At 65.7% G+C, this 13,973-nt stretch carries 15 protein-coding genes; 2 read left to right on the top strand and 13 right to left on the bottom strand.

Going from position 1 to position 13,973, the window contains the following annotated elements; genetic code table 11:
* Window positions 1-20: 20 nt before the first annotated feature.
* Genes HNO52_RS04055 through HNO52_RS04020 form a run of 8 tightly spaced genes read right to left on the bottom strand, consistent with a single transcriptional unit; the run spans window position 21 to window position 8,398 of the window.
* Entirely contained in the window at window positions 21-1,430 is a 1,410-nt protein-coding gene (locus tag HNO52_RS04055; RefSeq protein WP_197567943.1) for an NADH-quinone oxidoreductase subunit N, read from the bottom strand.
* Entirely contained in the window at window positions 1,430-2,914 is a 1,485-nt protein-coding gene (locus HNO52_RS04050) for a complex I subunit 4 family protein (protein WP_232090747.1), read from the bottom strand. The genes HNO52_RS04055 and HNO52_RS04050 overlap by 1 nt, the downstream gene beginning before the upstream one ends.
* Window positions 2,914-4,827 (bottom strand): NADH-quinone oxidoreductase subunit 5 family protein, encoded by a 1,914-nt coding sequence (locus tag HNO52_RS04045; protein WP_197567941.1) that lies wholly within the window; start codon window positions 4,825-4,827, stop codon window positions 2,914-2,916. Before HNO52_RS04045 ends, HNO52_RS04050 begins: the two co-directional genes overlap by 1 nt.
* A complete protein-coding gene (gene nuoK / locus HNO52_RS04040; protein ID WP_197567940.1) occupies window positions 4,824-5,129 on the bottom strand; it encodes an NADH-quinone oxidoreductase subunit NuoK in 306 nt (101 codons plus the stop codon). Before nuoK ends, HNO52_RS04045 begins: the two co-directional genes overlap by 4 nt.
* Before the next feature lie 45 nt (window positions 5,130-5,174).
* The gene (locus HNO52_RS04035; RefSeq protein ID WP_197567939.1) at window positions 5,175-5,789 is read right to left on the bottom strand and encodes an NADH-quinone oxidoreductase subunit J family protein; all 615 of its coding nucleotides are present in this window, start codon (window positions 5,787-5,789) and stop codon (window positions 5,175-5,177) included.
* 19 nt (window positions 5,790-5,808) lie between these two features.
* Window positions 5,809-6,735: a complex I subunit 1 family protein gene (locus tag HNO52_RS04030; RefSeq protein ID WP_197567938.1), complete on the bottom strand. Its 927-nt coding sequence runs from the start codon at window positions 6,733-6,735 to the stop codon at window positions 5,809-5,811.
* On the bottom strand, window positions 6,732-8,033 hold the full coding sequence (locus tag HNO52_RS04025; RefSeq protein ID WP_197567937.1) for an NADH-quinone oxidoreductase subunit D-related protein: 1,302 nt from the start codon (window positions 8,031-8,033) through the stop codon (window positions 6,732-6,734). Before HNO52_RS04025 ends, HNO52_RS04030 begins: the two co-directional genes overlap by 4 nt.
* On the bottom strand, window positions 8,024-8,398 hold the full coding sequence (locus HNO52_RS04020; protein ID WP_232090537.1) for an NADH-quinone oxidoreductase subunit A: 375 nt from the start codon (window positions 8,396-8,398) through the stop codon (window positions 8,024-8,026). The genes HNO52_RS04025 and HNO52_RS04020 overlap by 10 nt, the downstream gene beginning before the upstream one ends.
* Window positions 8,399-8,533: 135 nt before the next feature.
* Between HNO52_RS04020 and HNO52_RS04015 the strand changes: the two genes are divergently transcribed.
* Window positions 8,534-9,811 (top strand): MgtC/SapB family protein, encoded by a 1,278-nt coding sequence (locus tag HNO52_RS04015; protein WP_197567936.1) that lies wholly within the window; start codon window positions 8,534-8,536, stop codon window positions 9,809-9,811.
* A 3-nt stretch (window positions 9,812-9,814) separates the two neighbouring features.
* On the opposite strand, the gene HNO52_RS04010 is transcribed toward HNO52_RS04015, so the two are convergent.
* Genes HNO52_RS04010 through HNO52_RS04000 form a run of 3 tightly spaced genes read right to left on the bottom strand, consistent with a single transcriptional unit; the run spans window position 9,815 to window position 11,837 of the window.
* A complete protein-coding gene (locus HNO52_RS04010; protein WP_197567935.1) occupies window positions 9,815-10,177 on the bottom strand; it encodes a DUF1428 domain-containing protein in 363 nt (120 codons plus the stop codon).
* A 43-nt stretch (window positions 10,178-10,220) separates the two neighbouring features.
* Entirely contained in the window at window positions 10,221-11,468 is a 1,248-nt protein-coding gene (locus tag HNO52_RS04005) for an RNA polymerase sigma factor (RefSeq protein WP_332107658.1), read from the bottom strand.
* Window positions 11,469-11,477: 9 nt separating this feature from the next.
* Window positions 11,478-11,837 (bottom strand): YciI family protein, encoded by a 360-nt coding sequence (locus HNO52_RS04000; RefSeq protein ID WP_197567934.1) that lies wholly within the window; start codon window positions 11,835-11,837, stop codon window positions 11,478-11,480.
* A gap of 189 nt (window positions 11,838-12,026) precedes the next feature.
* Between HNO52_RS04000 and HNO52_RS03995 the strand changes: the two genes are divergently transcribed.
* A complete protein-coding gene (locus HNO52_RS03995; RefSeq protein ID WP_197567933.1) occupies window positions 12,027-12,338 on the top strand; it encodes a cupin domain-containing protein in 312 nt (103 codons plus the stop codon).
* Window positions 12,339-12,351: 13 nt separating this feature from the next.
* On the opposite strand, the gene HNO52_RS03990 is transcribed toward HNO52_RS03995, so the two are convergent.
* Window positions 12,352-12,993, bottom strand: a complete 642-nt coding sequence (locus tag HNO52_RS03990) for a nitroreductase family protein (RefSeq protein ID WP_197567932.1) — start codon at window positions 12,991-12,993, stop codon at window positions 12,352-12,354.
* 15 nt (window positions 12,994-13,008) lie between these two features.
* Window positions 13,009-13,947 carry a DMT family transporter gene (locus HNO52_RS03985; RefSeq protein ID WP_197567930.1) on the bottom strand — a complete coding sequence of 313 codons (939 nt, stop codon included), beginning with the start codon at window positions 13,945-13,947 and terminating at the stop codon, window positions 13,009-13,011.
* Window positions 13,948-13,973 lie beyond the last annotated feature (26 nt).

Genomic DNA, 13,973 nt, shown 5'->3' with positions numbered 1-13,973 from the left:
AATCAAGCCCACCGTCGGCACTATCCCGCCGCAGCGACGCGCCATAGCGTCATATCCTGAAAGAGCCCCTCGACGCCGAGACTAGCGGCCAGCAACAGCACGAACCCGACCAGCATGGCAAGCCACGAGGCCCGCCCCAGCGTAGAGACCTCCCCTTCAGGAGGAGCGAACAGCATTGCCGCAGCCACCCGCAGGTAGTAGTACAGCGAAACCAGGGTATTGAGCACCGCGATTACGGCCAGCCAGGCATGGTCGGCCGCCAGCGTAGCCTCGAAAAGCAGGAACTTGCCGAAAAAGCCAACCAAGGGAGGAATGCCCACCAGTGACAGCATGGCGACGATGAGCACCGCTGTCGCAAGGGGTTGTGTCCGTGCCAGGCCACGGTAGTCGTCAAGATCGGTTCGTCCGCGCAGGTGCGTGATCACGGCGAAGGCGGTCAGATTGGCCAGCGCATAGGCGGCCAGGAATGCGAGCAGCGCCGTTACGGCAACCTCGGCGCGTTCGATCACGGCCACCGCCATCAATGCATAACCGGACTGGGAGACCGACGACCAGCCCAGCAGCCGGCGAACGTCGGACTGGCGTAGTGCCGCCAAGTTGCCCAAGGTCATGGTGATCGCCGACACCATGGCCACCAGCCAGATCAGTCCCTGATCCCCGGGCAATAGAGCCATCAGGCGCGCAAGCGCCAGCGCCGCCCCCACCTTGGGCGCCACGCTCAGCATCGCGGCGACCGGTGCCGGCGCTGCCTGGGCGACATCGGGCATCCAGGCATGGGCCGGAAATGCCGCCAGCTTGAAGGCGAGCCCCAAGATCACGCAGCCCATGGCCACACTGAGCGCCAGGCGGTCGCTCTGGGCAAGAAAAGCGGACAACACGCGGTAGTCGGTATCACCGACCAGGCCGAACAGCATGACTACCCCGACACACAGCAGCGCATTGGCCAGGGCGCCGATCAGAAAGTATTTCATGCCCGCTTCCAGCGCCGGTGCAAACCCGCGATGGTAGGCTACCAGCGGATAGCTGGCCGCCGAGGAGAGCAGCACGCCAAGCAGCAGCTCCATGCTATCGCCGGCCGCAGCCATGACCATGGCGCCCAGCAGCGCGAACAGGCACAGCGCATAGTACTCGCCATGCCGCGGGTCGCTGCGCATCCAATCGGGGGACATCGCCACGGCAAGCGCGCCGCTACCCACAATGAGCAGCTTGGCCAGCGAGGCTGGCGCGTCCAGGATCCAGACCCCCGAAAACGTCAGCGAAGGCGCTGCCGGCCACTGAACGACCACGGCGCCCAGGGCGGTAATCAGCACCACCAGGGCCGCGCCGGCCAGCCAGCCTTGGCGGGAGTGCGGCATGAAGGCCGCACCCAGCACTATCACCACCGCCCCGATCAGCAGCGCAAGTTCGGGGGTCAGGTCCGCCACGGGCATCAGCGTCCTCCGGTCAGCAGGCTCGCCGAGGCCTCAACCACGTCGAGCAGGAAGTGTGGCGCCACACCGATCGCCACGATACCCAGCGCCAGGACACCGAGCACACCGATTTCGGCACGGTCGAGGTCGGGAAAATTTTCCAGGTGCTCGGGCAGCCGACCGAAGAACAGCCGCCACAGCAGGTCCAGAAACAGCGCCGCGGTGACCAGTATGCCTAGGACCCCCAGCACCGCCAGCCAGGGGTAGACGGCGAAGGTTCCGGTGAATACCTGAAACTCGGCAACGAAGCCGGCCAGCCCCGGCATGCCCAGGCTGGCGAAGGCTGCCAGCACGGTCAGCGCGGTCAACTGCGGCGCCCGGCGAGCCAGGCCACCGTAGCGCGCCATGGCATAGTCCCCCGTGCGCTGCCACAGCGAGCCACTGATCAGGAACAGCGAGCCGGTGATCAGGCCGTGGGCAACCATCTCCACCGTGGCACCGGTCAGCGCCAGCCGACGCGCCTCATCATGCCCGCCGACCAGCGAAGCGGCCACGGCGATCCCCAGCACGGTGTAACCCATATGGTTGATCGAGGTGTAGGCGATACGTCGCTTGAGGTTGCTCTGGCCCAGCGCCACCAGGGCACCGTAGAGAATCGCCACCAGCGCCAGCAGCGCCACCGGCAAGGCGAAGCGGGCAAAGGTCTCGCCGAGCATGGCCAGCGGCAGCCGGATCATGCCGTAGGTACCCATCTTGAGCAGCACCCCGGCGAGAATCGCCGAGGCCGGCCCCGGCGCGTCGACGTGGGCCTGGGGCAACCAGGTATGCACCGGCACCAGCGGCGTCTTGATCGCCAGCCCCAGCATCATCGCCAGGAACACCAGGCTGGCATAGGCACCGCTGCCCGCCAGCGGCTGCTGCTCGATGATGGTACGCATGTCGAAGGTCGGCGAGTCGAGGGAGAGATAGAGCCCGATGATGCCGAGTAGCAGCGCCAACGAACCGGCGAACGTATAGAGGAAGAACTTGAAGGCGGCGAGCTGGGGTTCGCCATGCCCCCAGCGACCGATCAGGAAGTACATGCCCACCAGGGTGAGATCGAAGCAGACGTAGAACATCAGCAGATCGAGAGACAGGAAGACACCCAGCGATACCCCATGCATGAAAAGCAGCCAGGCATAGTACTGTCGCGCCTCGCCCCGGGTATCGAAGGGATAGAGGATAGCCGCCACGAACAACACGGCACTCATGGTTGCCACGGCCAGGGCGATGCCATCGACGCCCACTCGATAGGCCATGCCCAGCGACGGTACCCACTGCACCTCATCGACATGCTGAAACAAGGCACCGGTCGGATCGAACGCCAGCCAGGCCACCACCAGGGCCAGCAGCGATACACCGGACGCCCCCGCCGCGATCCAGCGCGCCTGACCGGCGCTCCAGCGTGAGGTTGCAGCGAGCACGAGGGCGCCCAGCAAGGGAGCGAACAGCGCGACGGTCAGCATCACAGAAAGGCTCCTATCAGCAGAAACAGGAAGAACGCACCGAGACCGACGGTGATCATGGTGTAGTAGTGGTGAGTCTGTCCGGATTGAGTAGCCCGCGCCCAGCGCCCACCGGTCTCGGCCCCTTTAGCCAGCCCATTGGGCAGGCCGTCGGCCAGCCACTCGCCGCGGCGTGCGTTGAAATCGGCAAGCCACTGCCAGCAACGCGCCGTAATATCCAGGCCGGCATCGACGACACGATCGTCGCCGCTCGCCAGGCCTCGTGCAGTGCCGCGAATTCCCCTTGCGAAGTGGGTGGCAGGGGCATCGAATACACGATCGTCGAAGCGTGCCAGGCGGTGGGCAAACCGCATGATGCCGTCTGCCACCCCTTGATGCAGCGCCGGCAGGCCGAACCAGCCGGCCAGCGCAAACTGCCAGGCCGGCTTGGCTTCGCGCGTCTCCTGGCGCGTTATCCAGAGCCCCACGCCAATGCCCAGCGCCACGAGTGCCAGCGACACGACCATCAGCCACAGATGCTCCTTGGGCAGCACAATCCCCAAGGCCGCGGCTACCGACTCGGAGAACGGCCGCCACCAGAGTATCGAGAGCATCAATGTGGCAAGCGCCAGCCCCGCCAGCGAAACACGCTCCCCCCAGGCCGGCGGCCGCCCCGAGGAGAGCCGCCTTGGCGAGCGACCGAAGGCCAACCGCTGGAAGCGCGTGGCATAAAGCGCACTGAGCCCGCCCGCCATGGCTACGCCCAGCGCCAGCCAAGGCGTGAGCTCGGCGGCGGCCGAGGCAATCTGTTCCTTGCTCCAGGCCGCTCCCAGCGGCGCCAAGCCGGCCAGTGCCAGGCACAGCACCAAGCTCAATGCCGCCACGCCCGGCAGTTGCCGCCCTAGGCGCATATCGGCTAGCTGATAGCTATCGACGCGCCGCTCGGCTAGTCCCGCGACCAGGAACAGCCCCGCCTTGAGGCAGGCATGGGTGATGGCGTGCAGCAGCGCCACGCCGGGGAACCCTGCCCCCACGGCCACCCACATCAGCCCATACTGCGCTGACGTGGAAGCGGCCAGCAGCCGCTTGGCGTGGCCCTGAAAGCTCGCCACCAGGCCACCGGCCAGCGCCGTAGCCAGCCCTAGAAAAATCACCAAGGGCGAAAACCAGGCGGCCTGCTCGAGCTGCGGCGCCAGCCGAGCAAGCAGGAAGGTACCCGCGGCGACCATGGTTGCCGAATGCAGCAATGCCGAGGCCGGCACCGGCCCGGCCATGGCGGCAAACAGCCAGGCGCTGAACGGCAGCTGTGCGGACTTGACCGCCGCCGCCAGGACGATACCGGCCACGGCGACGTGCAATAGCCCACCCGAGAGATCGCCGAGGGCGGCATAGCCGAAACCACCGGTGCCGGCAAACAAGGCCGCTGCGGCGATGTACAACCCCAGGTCGCCCAACCGCGTGACGAGAAAGGCCTGTATCGCCTGGCCCGGGATGCCTTCCTCCTGCCAGCGATGCAGGATCAAGCCCCAGGAACAGGCCCCGACCAGCTCCCAGGCCACCAGCAAGGTCAGCAGGTCACTGGCCAGCACCAACAGCTGCATGGCGCCGACGAACGCCAGCAACAGGGCTACCAGGCGACGCGGAGCTTGACTGACATGTATCGCGGCATAAAGCGCCACCGGCAAAGCCACCAGCGGCACCAGCCAGGCGAAAATGTCGCCTGCCATGGAGCGCTCCAGCCCCAGCATCAGGGACTCGCTCCAGCGATAGCTCGCCGTCGCCCCCGTATTCAGGGAGAGCCCGGTCACGGCAAGCGTCAGCAATAGCGCCACCCCCGCCGAGAGTCCGAGAGCCAGCGGCCGGAGGCGTCGCCCTGCCCCGTACAGCAGCAGCGCCAGCAGCCACGGCGTCAGCGGTACGATCCAGAGCGTCATTGCTTCAGCTCGCTCAAGGCTTCGGTCGTGTCGGCCTGCTTGGCGCGAAACACTGCCACCACCAGGGCAAAGCCGAGCGCCATCTCGATTGCCATGACCGCCATGACCACGATGGTCAACAGCTGCCCTTCAGGGGCACCGGTGCCGCTATAGGCCCAGAAGGCCACTGCGGCCAGCATCACCCCGTTGAGCATCAGTTCGAGGCCCATCATCAGCATCACGAACGATTGCTGGGACAGCGCCCCGTAGAGGCCGATCCCGATCAACGCTGCGGCAAGAATGAGAAGTGTGGTGAGTGTCATGTCGCCCTCCTGGCCTCGTCCTTAGTCGTTCCCTGGCTTCGTCGTTCAATGATGGTGGTGGGTGTGCTCTCCCTCCTCCTCCTCGCTCGGTTGCCCGGCCGGTTCGCCGCCGGGCATGAGGCCCGGTGGCATCGACCCCTCGTCGGCGCGACCGTAGCGTCCACGCCGACTCGACAGCACCACCACACCGACCATGGTCGTCAGCAGCACTACGCCGGCGGTCTCGAAGACCAGCATCGAATCGCCAAGCAGCTCGCGGCCCAGCGAAATCACCGGCGCATGCTCCGCCGGCAGCGGCGCATCGGGAAAATCGCTGAGCACGGCCACCGCCGAGAGCACGATAAAGGCAATGACGCCGGCAGCGATGGCGACGCGCTCCTGGTGAACCATCTTCATCGGATTGAGCCCGGCCGGGTTCATCATGAACATGACCATGAACAGCGCCATGACCATCATCTCGACGGCCATCATGAAGAACATCGCAACTCCCAGGTATTCGGCGGTCAGCAGGATCATGATTCCGCCCACAGCGATGAACGACAGCAGCAGGAAGAACGACGCTCGCACCATCGAATCGGTGCAGAACACTCGCCAGCCGGTGAGCACGGCGAACGTCGCCAGTACCCCAAAGGCGATATGTGTACCGAGACTCGGCGTCATGACATCTCCTTGGCCTCGCTCAGGCCATCCACAGGGCTACTGCCCCCGCCCAGATCAAGTCGACGAAGGAGAGCGGCAGCAGCAGCACCCACATCAGCGTCACGCAGCGCTCGGGCGCGAGCCTGGGCAGCCGACGCCCCAGCCACAGCAGCGCGACCAGTACCGCCAGGCTCTTGATCAGCAGCCAGGCCGGCCCCGGCAACCAGGGGCCCATCCAACCTCCAAGGAAAGCGGTGGCGGCAATCGCACTGAAGGCCACCAGCATGGCGGCGCGCGCCAGCGCCCATACCAGACGCGGCGGGCCCGAACGTTCCACCGCGGTGCCGCCCGAGAGGTCCTCCGAGTCGGCCAGGTCGAGCGGCCCCCAGAAGGTCAGCCCCAGACCCACCACCAGAAACAGCGGCAGCCCCAACGGCTGGGAAACCACGTGCCAGAGCGACGCCTGCGCCGCCACCACCTCGGTCAAGCGCAGCGACTCGGCCGGCAGCGCCACGCCGATCAGCACGAACATGCTGATCAGCAGGTAGGAGAGCCCCAGGGCGACGTAACGGTAGGCGCCGATCAGGGCCAGGTGAGAGTTGGCCGACCAGCCATGTAGGAAGATCACCACCGTGGCCAGTGCTTCCAGGCTGCCCCACAGCACCAGGCTGGTCGACAGATCGACACCGACCAGCGTCGGCGACCAAGGCACCAGCGCCAGCCCGGTGGCGGCCAGGGCCAGGTAGAGCGCCGGCGCCAGCCGCCAGGCGGGAGCGTCCGGTGCCTCGGTGGTCGTGGCCTGCTGCGTCATCAACCAGGCAGCGCTGGCCAAGGGCGCGAGCCATACGCTTTTCGCCTGGGCCGAGCCCGTTGCCATCAAACGGTCGAGCACCGCCACCAGGTAGGCGCCCAGGCCAGCCACCAGCCAGGCCAGCAGCCACGGCAGAATCAGTTGGTCGAGAATCATGCGCGCCCCTCCCGGCCCGTGTCGGCCAGCCAAATATCGAGGGGGTGCAGATCAAGAGCGGCCACGTCCAGGCTGGCCAGGGTCAGCAGCGCTTCGCCCCACTCCAGCCCCGGCAGCACTTCGCCCAGCAGATCGCTCATGTCGTGAGGAGAGCCATCGGCCCAAGGGCCGCGCGGGGTCTCGACGGCAGCGGTCTCGGCGGTCTTCAGGTCGTGACGGGCGGCCTGGCCGGCCAGCGCCAGCGACTGCTCGATCTCGTCGAGCCACTGTTGCCAGCGAGCCGCCGTATCGCCCGCCTCGCGACAGGTCGGCGCAAAGCCGAGCCGGCGGTAGTGCGCGTCCTGGCTGCGCAGGTCCTCATCGATGCCCGCCGCACGTGCCGCCGGCCCACCGAGCTGCCGCGCCTGCTCTTTGTCCAAATCACCGCGGCCGGGCTCGGGCAACGCCAGCCGCCACAGTCCCCCGCGCTCCAAGGCGCGGCGCAGGCCTGCGATATCGCTGTTGGGGCTCAGCTGCCCGGCCATGCGCAGGGTTCGTTCAGCCAGTCTCGGCCAGCCCGCGACCCTTAGACCCCGGTAAAGCCGGCGCAGGTGATGGCGAGCACGGCTCAGCTCAAGCTCGGCGATTGGCACCGGCTCCTGGCGAGCCGCATGGAAGATCGGCTCGACGACGCTGGCAAAGGGCTTGCGCGTGATCGTCCAGGCCTGCACCAGGTCGCCCTGCAGGCTGACCTCTGCCTGCAGGCCCGGCGGCAAGGCGGAATGAAAAGGCCCCAGCCTGAAGGTCAACGTATCCAGCGTCAGGCCATCGCGAAGATCGTCCTGCATGTTCATGGCCATGGGCCGACCGTAGGGCGTGCCCCCCATCATGCCCTCGCCGCCATGGCCATCGTCGCCGAGTCCCTCCCAGGGATTCGGCGGTTCGTCCGGCAGCAGCCGAGGCGCACTGTCGCGCTTGCCCAGCATCAGCTCGCGATGCGTCTCGACGACGCCTTGGGGCAACGCCTCGATGGCATCGTTGCGTATGGGGTTGCGCAGTGCCTCGAACGGCTCGCAACGACACCACACGCTGGCGAACGGTGCGGGCAACTGATCGTGGAGTCGGCGCAGGTCGTCGCGCCAGCCGGTCGGGATATCGCCCGCCACCACCAGCACGCTGGCATGACGAGGCGTATCGACAAGGCGAATGCCGGGTGAGAGCGCAAGCGTTTCGCGCAGCGGGCCGATACGCGCCCCTTCGGCAAGGAAGACGGGCGCCGGCGCGCGAGCCGCCAGGCGACGTTGCCAGCTTACTGCCACCGGAACACCCCCTCACGCCAGGCGTAGACGATACCCACCGACAGGATTGCCAGAAACATGCCCATTTCCATGACCGCCATGGCACCCTTCTCGACGAACACCACCGCCCACGGGTACATGAACATCATCTCCATCTCGAAGGCGATCAGGAGCAGCGTCATGGGGTAGTAACGAATGTGGTAGCGGCTCCAGGCATGCGTATCAGGGCCGCCGCCACCCAGGAAGGGTGCCCGTTGCGGGTAGGTCGGCTTCGGCTTTCCGCGCGCCGGTAGCCATTGCAGTAGCAACCCCAGCCCCAGGGTTGCCAGCAGAATGAGAGACAGAGTGAGCAGCGCCATGCGAATCCCTCGCTTTGCGGCGATCATTACCAAATCCTGACTGAAAGCTAGTTGCCATCGCAGTCGAACTCAAACCCGGTTGCTTTCCTGTAGTGCACCGAATTGATCAAGGCTTCGTTACCGACCACTCTGAATGGCAGAACCTTCAGGGACGAGAATGAAATGGAAGAAGCTACCCGTGAGTTTCTTTTCACCAACAGGAATTTCATCGAACTCGGCGTAGCGCTGATGCTGGGTGCCCTGATCGGCATCGAACGAGGCTGGGTCGCCCGTGAGCGGGAGTGGGGCGAGCGGGTCGCCGGGGTGCGCACTCACGCCTTGGTGGGATTGTTCGGGGGCGTGGCAGCCCTACTGTCAGAGGTGCTGACGCGCTGGGCCTTCCCGCTGATCTTCCTGGCCGTGGCGATCACCGCCCTGGTCGGCTACCGGGCTCGCATGGAGCAGATCCGCGACTACAGCATCACCGGGCTGATCGGACTGCTGCTGACGTTCTGCTTCGGCGCACTGGCGGTAGCGGAGGACATTGGGCTGGCCACGGCCTGCGCAGTGGTCACGGCGCTGATTCTCGACAACAAGCGCGAGATCCATGGCCTGCTCAACAAGCTGCAAGCCAACGAGCTCGATGCCGGTCTCAAGCTGTTGTTGATCAGCGTGGTGATGCTTCCGCTGCTGCCCAACGAGGACATGGGCCCCGGCGGCGTGCTCAACCCCTACGAGATCTGGTGGCTAGTGGTGCTGATCGCCTCGATCTCGTTCGTCGGCTACTTCGCCGTGCGCCTCGGCGGCACCGAGAAAGGCATACTGTTCACCGGGTTGTTCGCCGGACTCTCCTCCTCCACCGCCTTGACCCTGCAGTACGCTCGCCAGGCGCGCCGCGAACCGCAGCTCGCCCCGATGCTCGCCGCAGGCATCCTGCTGGCTTGCGGCACCATGCTGCCGCGCCTGTTACTCTATGCCGCCTTGCTCGGCCCCGAGATGCTGCCGCGACTGGTGGCACCGGTAACGGCCATGGGGGTGACGCTCTACCTGCCGGCGCTGTGGCTATGGCGCCGCCATCGCCGCGGCTTCAAGGCCGACCGACCGATGACTCAGAACCCTTTGGAACTGCGCGCCGCGCTGCTGCTCGGCGCGCTGTTGGCGGTGGTCATGGTGCTGGGAGAATGGCTGCGCGCCTGGCTCGGCGCTGCCGGCGTCTACCTGCTGGCTGCCGTTTCCGGCATGGCGGACGTGCATGCCGTTGCCCTGTCGCTGAGCCGCATGGCCACGAGCACCATCGAACTCACCACCGCCGTGCTGGGCATCGTGCTGGCGGCCTCGGTCAACAACCTGTTCAAGGTGGTGCTGGCCATCAGCGCCGGCAATGCTCATCTGTCCCGCTGCATTGCCGGTCCGACATTGGCTTCCGCGGTGGTGGGGCTGGCCATCGCCTGGCTGCAGTAGACCCTAGGGCATTCTCAGCGCCTCACGGAATCCTCCCCAGATCATGCGCTTGCCATCGAACGGATGGTTCGCCGGATCCATCATATCTGCCATGCGCGGATCCTCCATCACCTTGGCATTGATGCGATCGCGCTCCTCGCGCGAGGGGTAGAGGATCCAGGAGAAGATCACCTTCTCCCTCGGTTCGAGCTTGACGCTCAGCGGAAAGGAGGTGTGCTGTCCCGGCGGGACGTCATCGGCCACGCACTCGACGTACTCCAGCGCGCCGTGCTCGCACCAGATTTCGCCGGCACGCCGGGCCATGTCCAGGTAGGCGTCAAGATTCCCTTCGGGAACCGGCACTACGAAACCATCGACGTAGCTCATGGGGTGTCTCCTGAGTGATGAGCTTTGAATGGGCCAAGCGGCCTCATCCCTCTTTCGAGCCAGCCAACGGCAAATCGACATCGGCGGCGTTCGCCATGACTTCGCGCAAGCGGCATTCAAGAAAACGTCGCTCGGCGTCGTGGGTGACCAGTTTCAACGCCTCACGGTAGTGCACTGCCGCCTCGTCAAGACGGCCCAGCCGGCGCAGCAGGTCGGCACGCGTCGCAGGCAGCAGGTGATAGTTGGGCAAATGGATATTCTCGAGTTGCTCGAGGCCCGCTTCCAGCCCATCGGCCATGGCGATCGCCACGGCCCGATTGAGCGCCACCACGGGCGTGGGTTGTAGGGCGTAGAGCAGACTGTAGAGCGCGGCGATGCGCCGCCAGTCGGTCTCGGCGGGTGTCGCAGCCTGGGCGTGCAGGGCCGCGATGGCGGCTTGCACTGCGTAGGTGCCCAGCGGGCTGCCGCGTAGCGCTACCTCGATATGGGCGGAGCCCTCCTCGATTTCGTCGACATTCCAGCGCGTGCGATCCTGCTCCTCCAGCAGCACGATGTCGCCGGCCTCGTCGGTACGCGTGTCACGCCGGGAATGGTGCATCAGCATCAGCGCCAGCAAACCACGCGCCTCGCGCTCGGCCGGCAATAGCCGCACCAGCATTCGCCCCAGGCGAATCGCCTCGGCGCAGAGGTCGCCGCGCACCCAGTCGTCGCCGAAGCTGGCCGCGTAGCCTTCGTTGAAGATCAGGTAGATTACCGCCAGTACCGACTCCAGGCGTTCGCCAAGCGCCGTGTCGTCAGGCACCTCGAAGGGAATGCCGGCATCGCGGATCTTGGCCTTGGCTCGCACCAGCCGCTGGGCCAGGGTCGGCACCGGCACCATGAAGGCGCGGGCGATCTCCTCGGTACGCAACCCGCCCAGGGTATGCAGCGTCAGTGCCACCTGGGCGGGTCGTGCCAGAGCCGGGTGGCAGCAGGCGAAAATCAAGCGCAGGCTGTCGAGCGGCTCGGCCTCGAGGTCGCACTCCAGCATCAGTTCGAGGTGCTGGCGCAGCTCGTCGCCCTTGCGCTCGCGCATCTGCTGATGGCGCAACTGGTCGACCACCTTGTGACGAGCAGTGGAGATCAGCCACGAGGTCGGGTTAGGCGGCCAGCCCTGGGCCGGCCACTGCACCATCGCCGCCTCGAAAGCCGCCTGCACGGCATCCTCGGCCAGCTCGAATTGGCCGAACCGGCGAATCAGGCTGGCCAGCACACGGCCATACTCGCGGCGATAGAGATCGTCCAGGGTCACGCAAATCCCTCACAGTCGATAAGCGGGATCCACCGGTCGCACCTCGACCGAGCCGCCGACCCGCAGCGGCGGGATGCGCCGCGCCAGCCCCAAGGCCTCGTCCAGGTCGCGGCACTCCACCACGTGAAAACCGCCCAACTGTTCGCGGCTCTCGGCGAAGGGCCCGTCCAGCGTCACCACTTTGCCGTTCTGCTCGCGCAGGGTGGTGGCCGAATCCACCGACTGCAGCCGGGCACCGCCGCGATAGTGGCCACTGGTGACCATTTCCTGGATCAGGGCGTTGTAGTCGTTCATGACAGCGTCGCGCTCGGCATCCGGCAAGCCGTTCCACAGCGCCTCGTCGATACAGCACATCAGCATGTATTGCATGGTCGTCTCTCCTTGAATGGCATGACAGCTCATTGCTATCCGATGAGTCATCGAACCAGGGCACTGCGAATCGACAGTCGCCATGACATGCCAAAGAGAGGGAACTGTTCTTCTCGCCACTGGTATATGGTCATTGATCTCGGTTCAAGAGAAGATAGCACGCACTACCGAGACCTGACCGAGACCACCATGGACATCACCCGTAGCCGGGACTTCACCGCGGAGCATGCCTGGGGAGCCAAGGACATTGCCAGCATGAACGGCATCACCACTCGCCTGCATTGGACAGACCAGCCATACCGCTGGCACGTCAACGATGGGGAAGAGGTTTTCGTGGTGCTCGATGGCCAGGTGGAAATGCGTTATCGCAACGAGGGCATAGAGCATTCCCGACTGCTGGAGGTAGGCGACATCTTCTTTGCCTCGGTGGGCACCGAACATATCGCTTGTCCTGTCGGAGAAGCCAGGGTATTGGTGATCGAGAAAGAGGGCAGCGTCTAACGATACGGGGCCGTCAGGCCCCATTCCATTCCACCACGAAGCGCTCCCTGGGCCAGCGCACCTTGGCCAGCCCGGCCAGGCGATCCTGCGTCGTATCGCGATAGCCAAGCGCCAGCAGCACCACGCTACGCAACCCTTGCGCCTCGAGACCCAACAGGGCGTCCAGGGCCGAAGGGTCGAAACCTTCCATCGGCGAGGCGTCGATCCGTTCCGCTGCCGCTGCGGTCAAGGCCGTACCCAAGGCAATATAGGCTTGTCGAGCCGCCCAGTGATGCCTTACCTCCGCTGTGGTGAAGCCGGCCACGGCAGCATGGAGCGACTGGCGATACCCTTCCAGCTCTACCGGATCGAGACCGCGAGCCGCAGCAGTCAGCTCGATCAGCTCATCCACGTGCCGTTCATCCACCTCGGTCCAGGCAGCGAAAATCAACAGGTGGGAGCATTCGCTGACCTGTGGCTGGTCGCACGCAGCGTGCCGGATCCGCTCACGCAGCGTTGGGTCTTCCACCACCAGCACACTATATGGCTGAAGGCCGTAGGACGATGGCGCCAGACGCGCGGCATCGAGGATAGTATCAAGCGTGCCTTGTGGCACCTTGCTGCCATTCATGTGCTTGGCGGCATAGCGCCAATGCAGGGCTTCCATGGGGGTCATGCATCTCTCCTGTGGTCAGACTTCCACCGTTGCAGGCGGTGGCGTTTCGCGGCGCGCAGCGCCACGGTGGAACAGGACCGCACCGAGGACCACCAACACCCCCGCCAGGCCCAGATAGGGCGGTACCGTCTCGCCTAACAGCGAGACCGCTATCAACGTGCCGACCAATGCCGCCACCATGCCGATCTGGCTGAGGTAGACGGGGCCGGCGATTTTCTGCAGCATGAAATAGAAGACGTAGAGCACCGTAAAGACGGCCACTTCGGCGAGCAGCAGCCGAAGCACCCCCGTCGAGCCGAGCAACAGCGCCAGTTGCTGCGCTTCGAATGCCAGCACGAAGGGGGCAAGCGCCAGCGCGCCGCCCAGCAGCATCAGCGCGGCGAGGTAGACCGGTCCTGCCCCGCCGGGCCAGCGCAGGGTGCGGTAGATATTGCCCAGCGCGATGACCAGTGGGATCGTCAGCACCAGTGCGACCCAGCCCTGTGCGCCCTGCATGCCGCCCGCCTTGGCCCACGCCAGTAACACACCTCCGGCCAGCCCCAACAGCACGCCGAGCAGCCGCAGCACATTGACACGCTCCATGCCCAGCCCCACTGCAATCACCCAGGTCACCAGAATCGGGAAGGCGAAGCTGAGCGAGACGAACCCGGCTCCTACGTGACGCACCGCCAGGAAGCCCAGCGCATTGGGCAGGGCAAACAGTGCACCCGAGACCAGCGAGTACTCGACAATGCGCCGGTCGAGTCGCATCGGCTGAGGTTGCTGGGTTGCCACCGTTAGGAGCAGCACGCCGGCGCCGGTCACTGCCACCATGAGGAAGCTCAAGCGCGGCGCGCCGGCTCCGTCGGCGACTTTGGCCACGACCAGCGACAGGGCCAGCAGGCTGCCGACCAGCAGCAGGCAAGCCAGGGCATACCAGCCGGTGCGGTTGCGTGGCTTGGTTGAGTTGGTCATGATCGGCTCCTGTTCAGCTCAACAAA

Origin of the sequence: Halomonas sp. MCCC 1A13316 (assembly GCF_014931605.1) — a bacterium.
GTDB lineage: Bacteria > Pseudomonadota > Gammaproteobacteria > Pseudomonadales > Halomonadaceae > Halomonas.
This window is presented reverse-complemented; position numbering and strand designations above follow the sequence as displayed.

What these genes read in the sequence shown, in the direction of transcription:
- HNO52_RS04055 (WP_197567943.1), bottom strand. Translation starts at nt 1,430, where the DNA reads ATGCCCGTGGCGGACCTGACCCCCGAACTTGCGCTGCTGATCGGGGCG.
- HNO52_RS04050 (WP_232090747.1), bottom strand. Translation starts at nt 2,914, where the DNA reads ATGCTGACCGTCGCGCTGTTCGCTCCCTTGCTGGGCGCCCTCGTGCTC.
- HNO52_RS04045 (WP_197567941.1), bottom strand. Translation starts at nt 4,827, where the DNA reads ATGACGCTCTGGATCGTACCGCTGACGCCGTGGCTGCTGGCGCTGCTG.
- nuoK (WP_197567940.1), bottom strand. Translation starts at nt 5,129, where the DNA reads ATGACACTCACCACACTTCTCATTCTTGCCGCAGCGTTGATCGGGATC.
- HNO52_RS04035 (WP_197567939.1), bottom strand. Translation starts at nt 5,789, where the DNA reads ATGACGCCGAGTCTCGGTACACATATCGCCTTTGGGGTACTGGCGACG.
- HNO52_RS04030 (WP_197567938.1), bottom strand. Translation starts at nt 6,735, where the DNA reads ATGATTCTCGACCAACTGATTCTGCCGTGGCTGCTGGCCTGGCTGGTG.
- HNO52_RS04020 (WP_232090537.1), bottom strand. Translation starts at nt 8,398, where the DNA reads ATGATCGCCGCAAAGCGAGGGATTCGCATGGCGCTGCTCACTCTGTCT.
- HNO52_RS04015 (WP_197567936.1), top strand. Translation starts at nt 8,534, where the DNA reads ATGGAAGAAGCTACCCGTGAGTTTCTTTTCACCAACAGGAATTTCATC.
- HNO52_RS04010 (WP_197567935.1), bottom strand. Translation starts at nt 10,177, where the DNA reads ATGAGCTACGTCGATGGTTTCGTAGTGCCGGTTCCCGAAGGGAATCTT.
- HNO52_RS04000 (WP_197567934.1), bottom strand. Translation starts at nt 11,837, where the DNA reads ATGCAATACATGCTGATGTGCTGTATCGACGAGGCGCTGTGGAACGGC.
- HNO52_RS03995 (WP_197567933.1), top strand. Translation starts at nt 12,027, where the DNA reads ATGGACATCACCCGTAGCCGGGACTTCACCGCGGAGCATGCCTGGGGA.
- HNO52_RS03990 (WP_197567932.1), bottom strand. Translation starts at nt 12,993, where the DNA reads ATGACCCCCATGGAAGCCCTGCATTGGCGCTATGCCGCCAAGCACATG.
- HNO52_RS03985 (WP_197567930.1), bottom strand. Translation starts at nt 13,947, where the DNA reads ATGACCAACTCAACCAAGCCACGCAACCGCACCGGCTGGTATGCCCTG.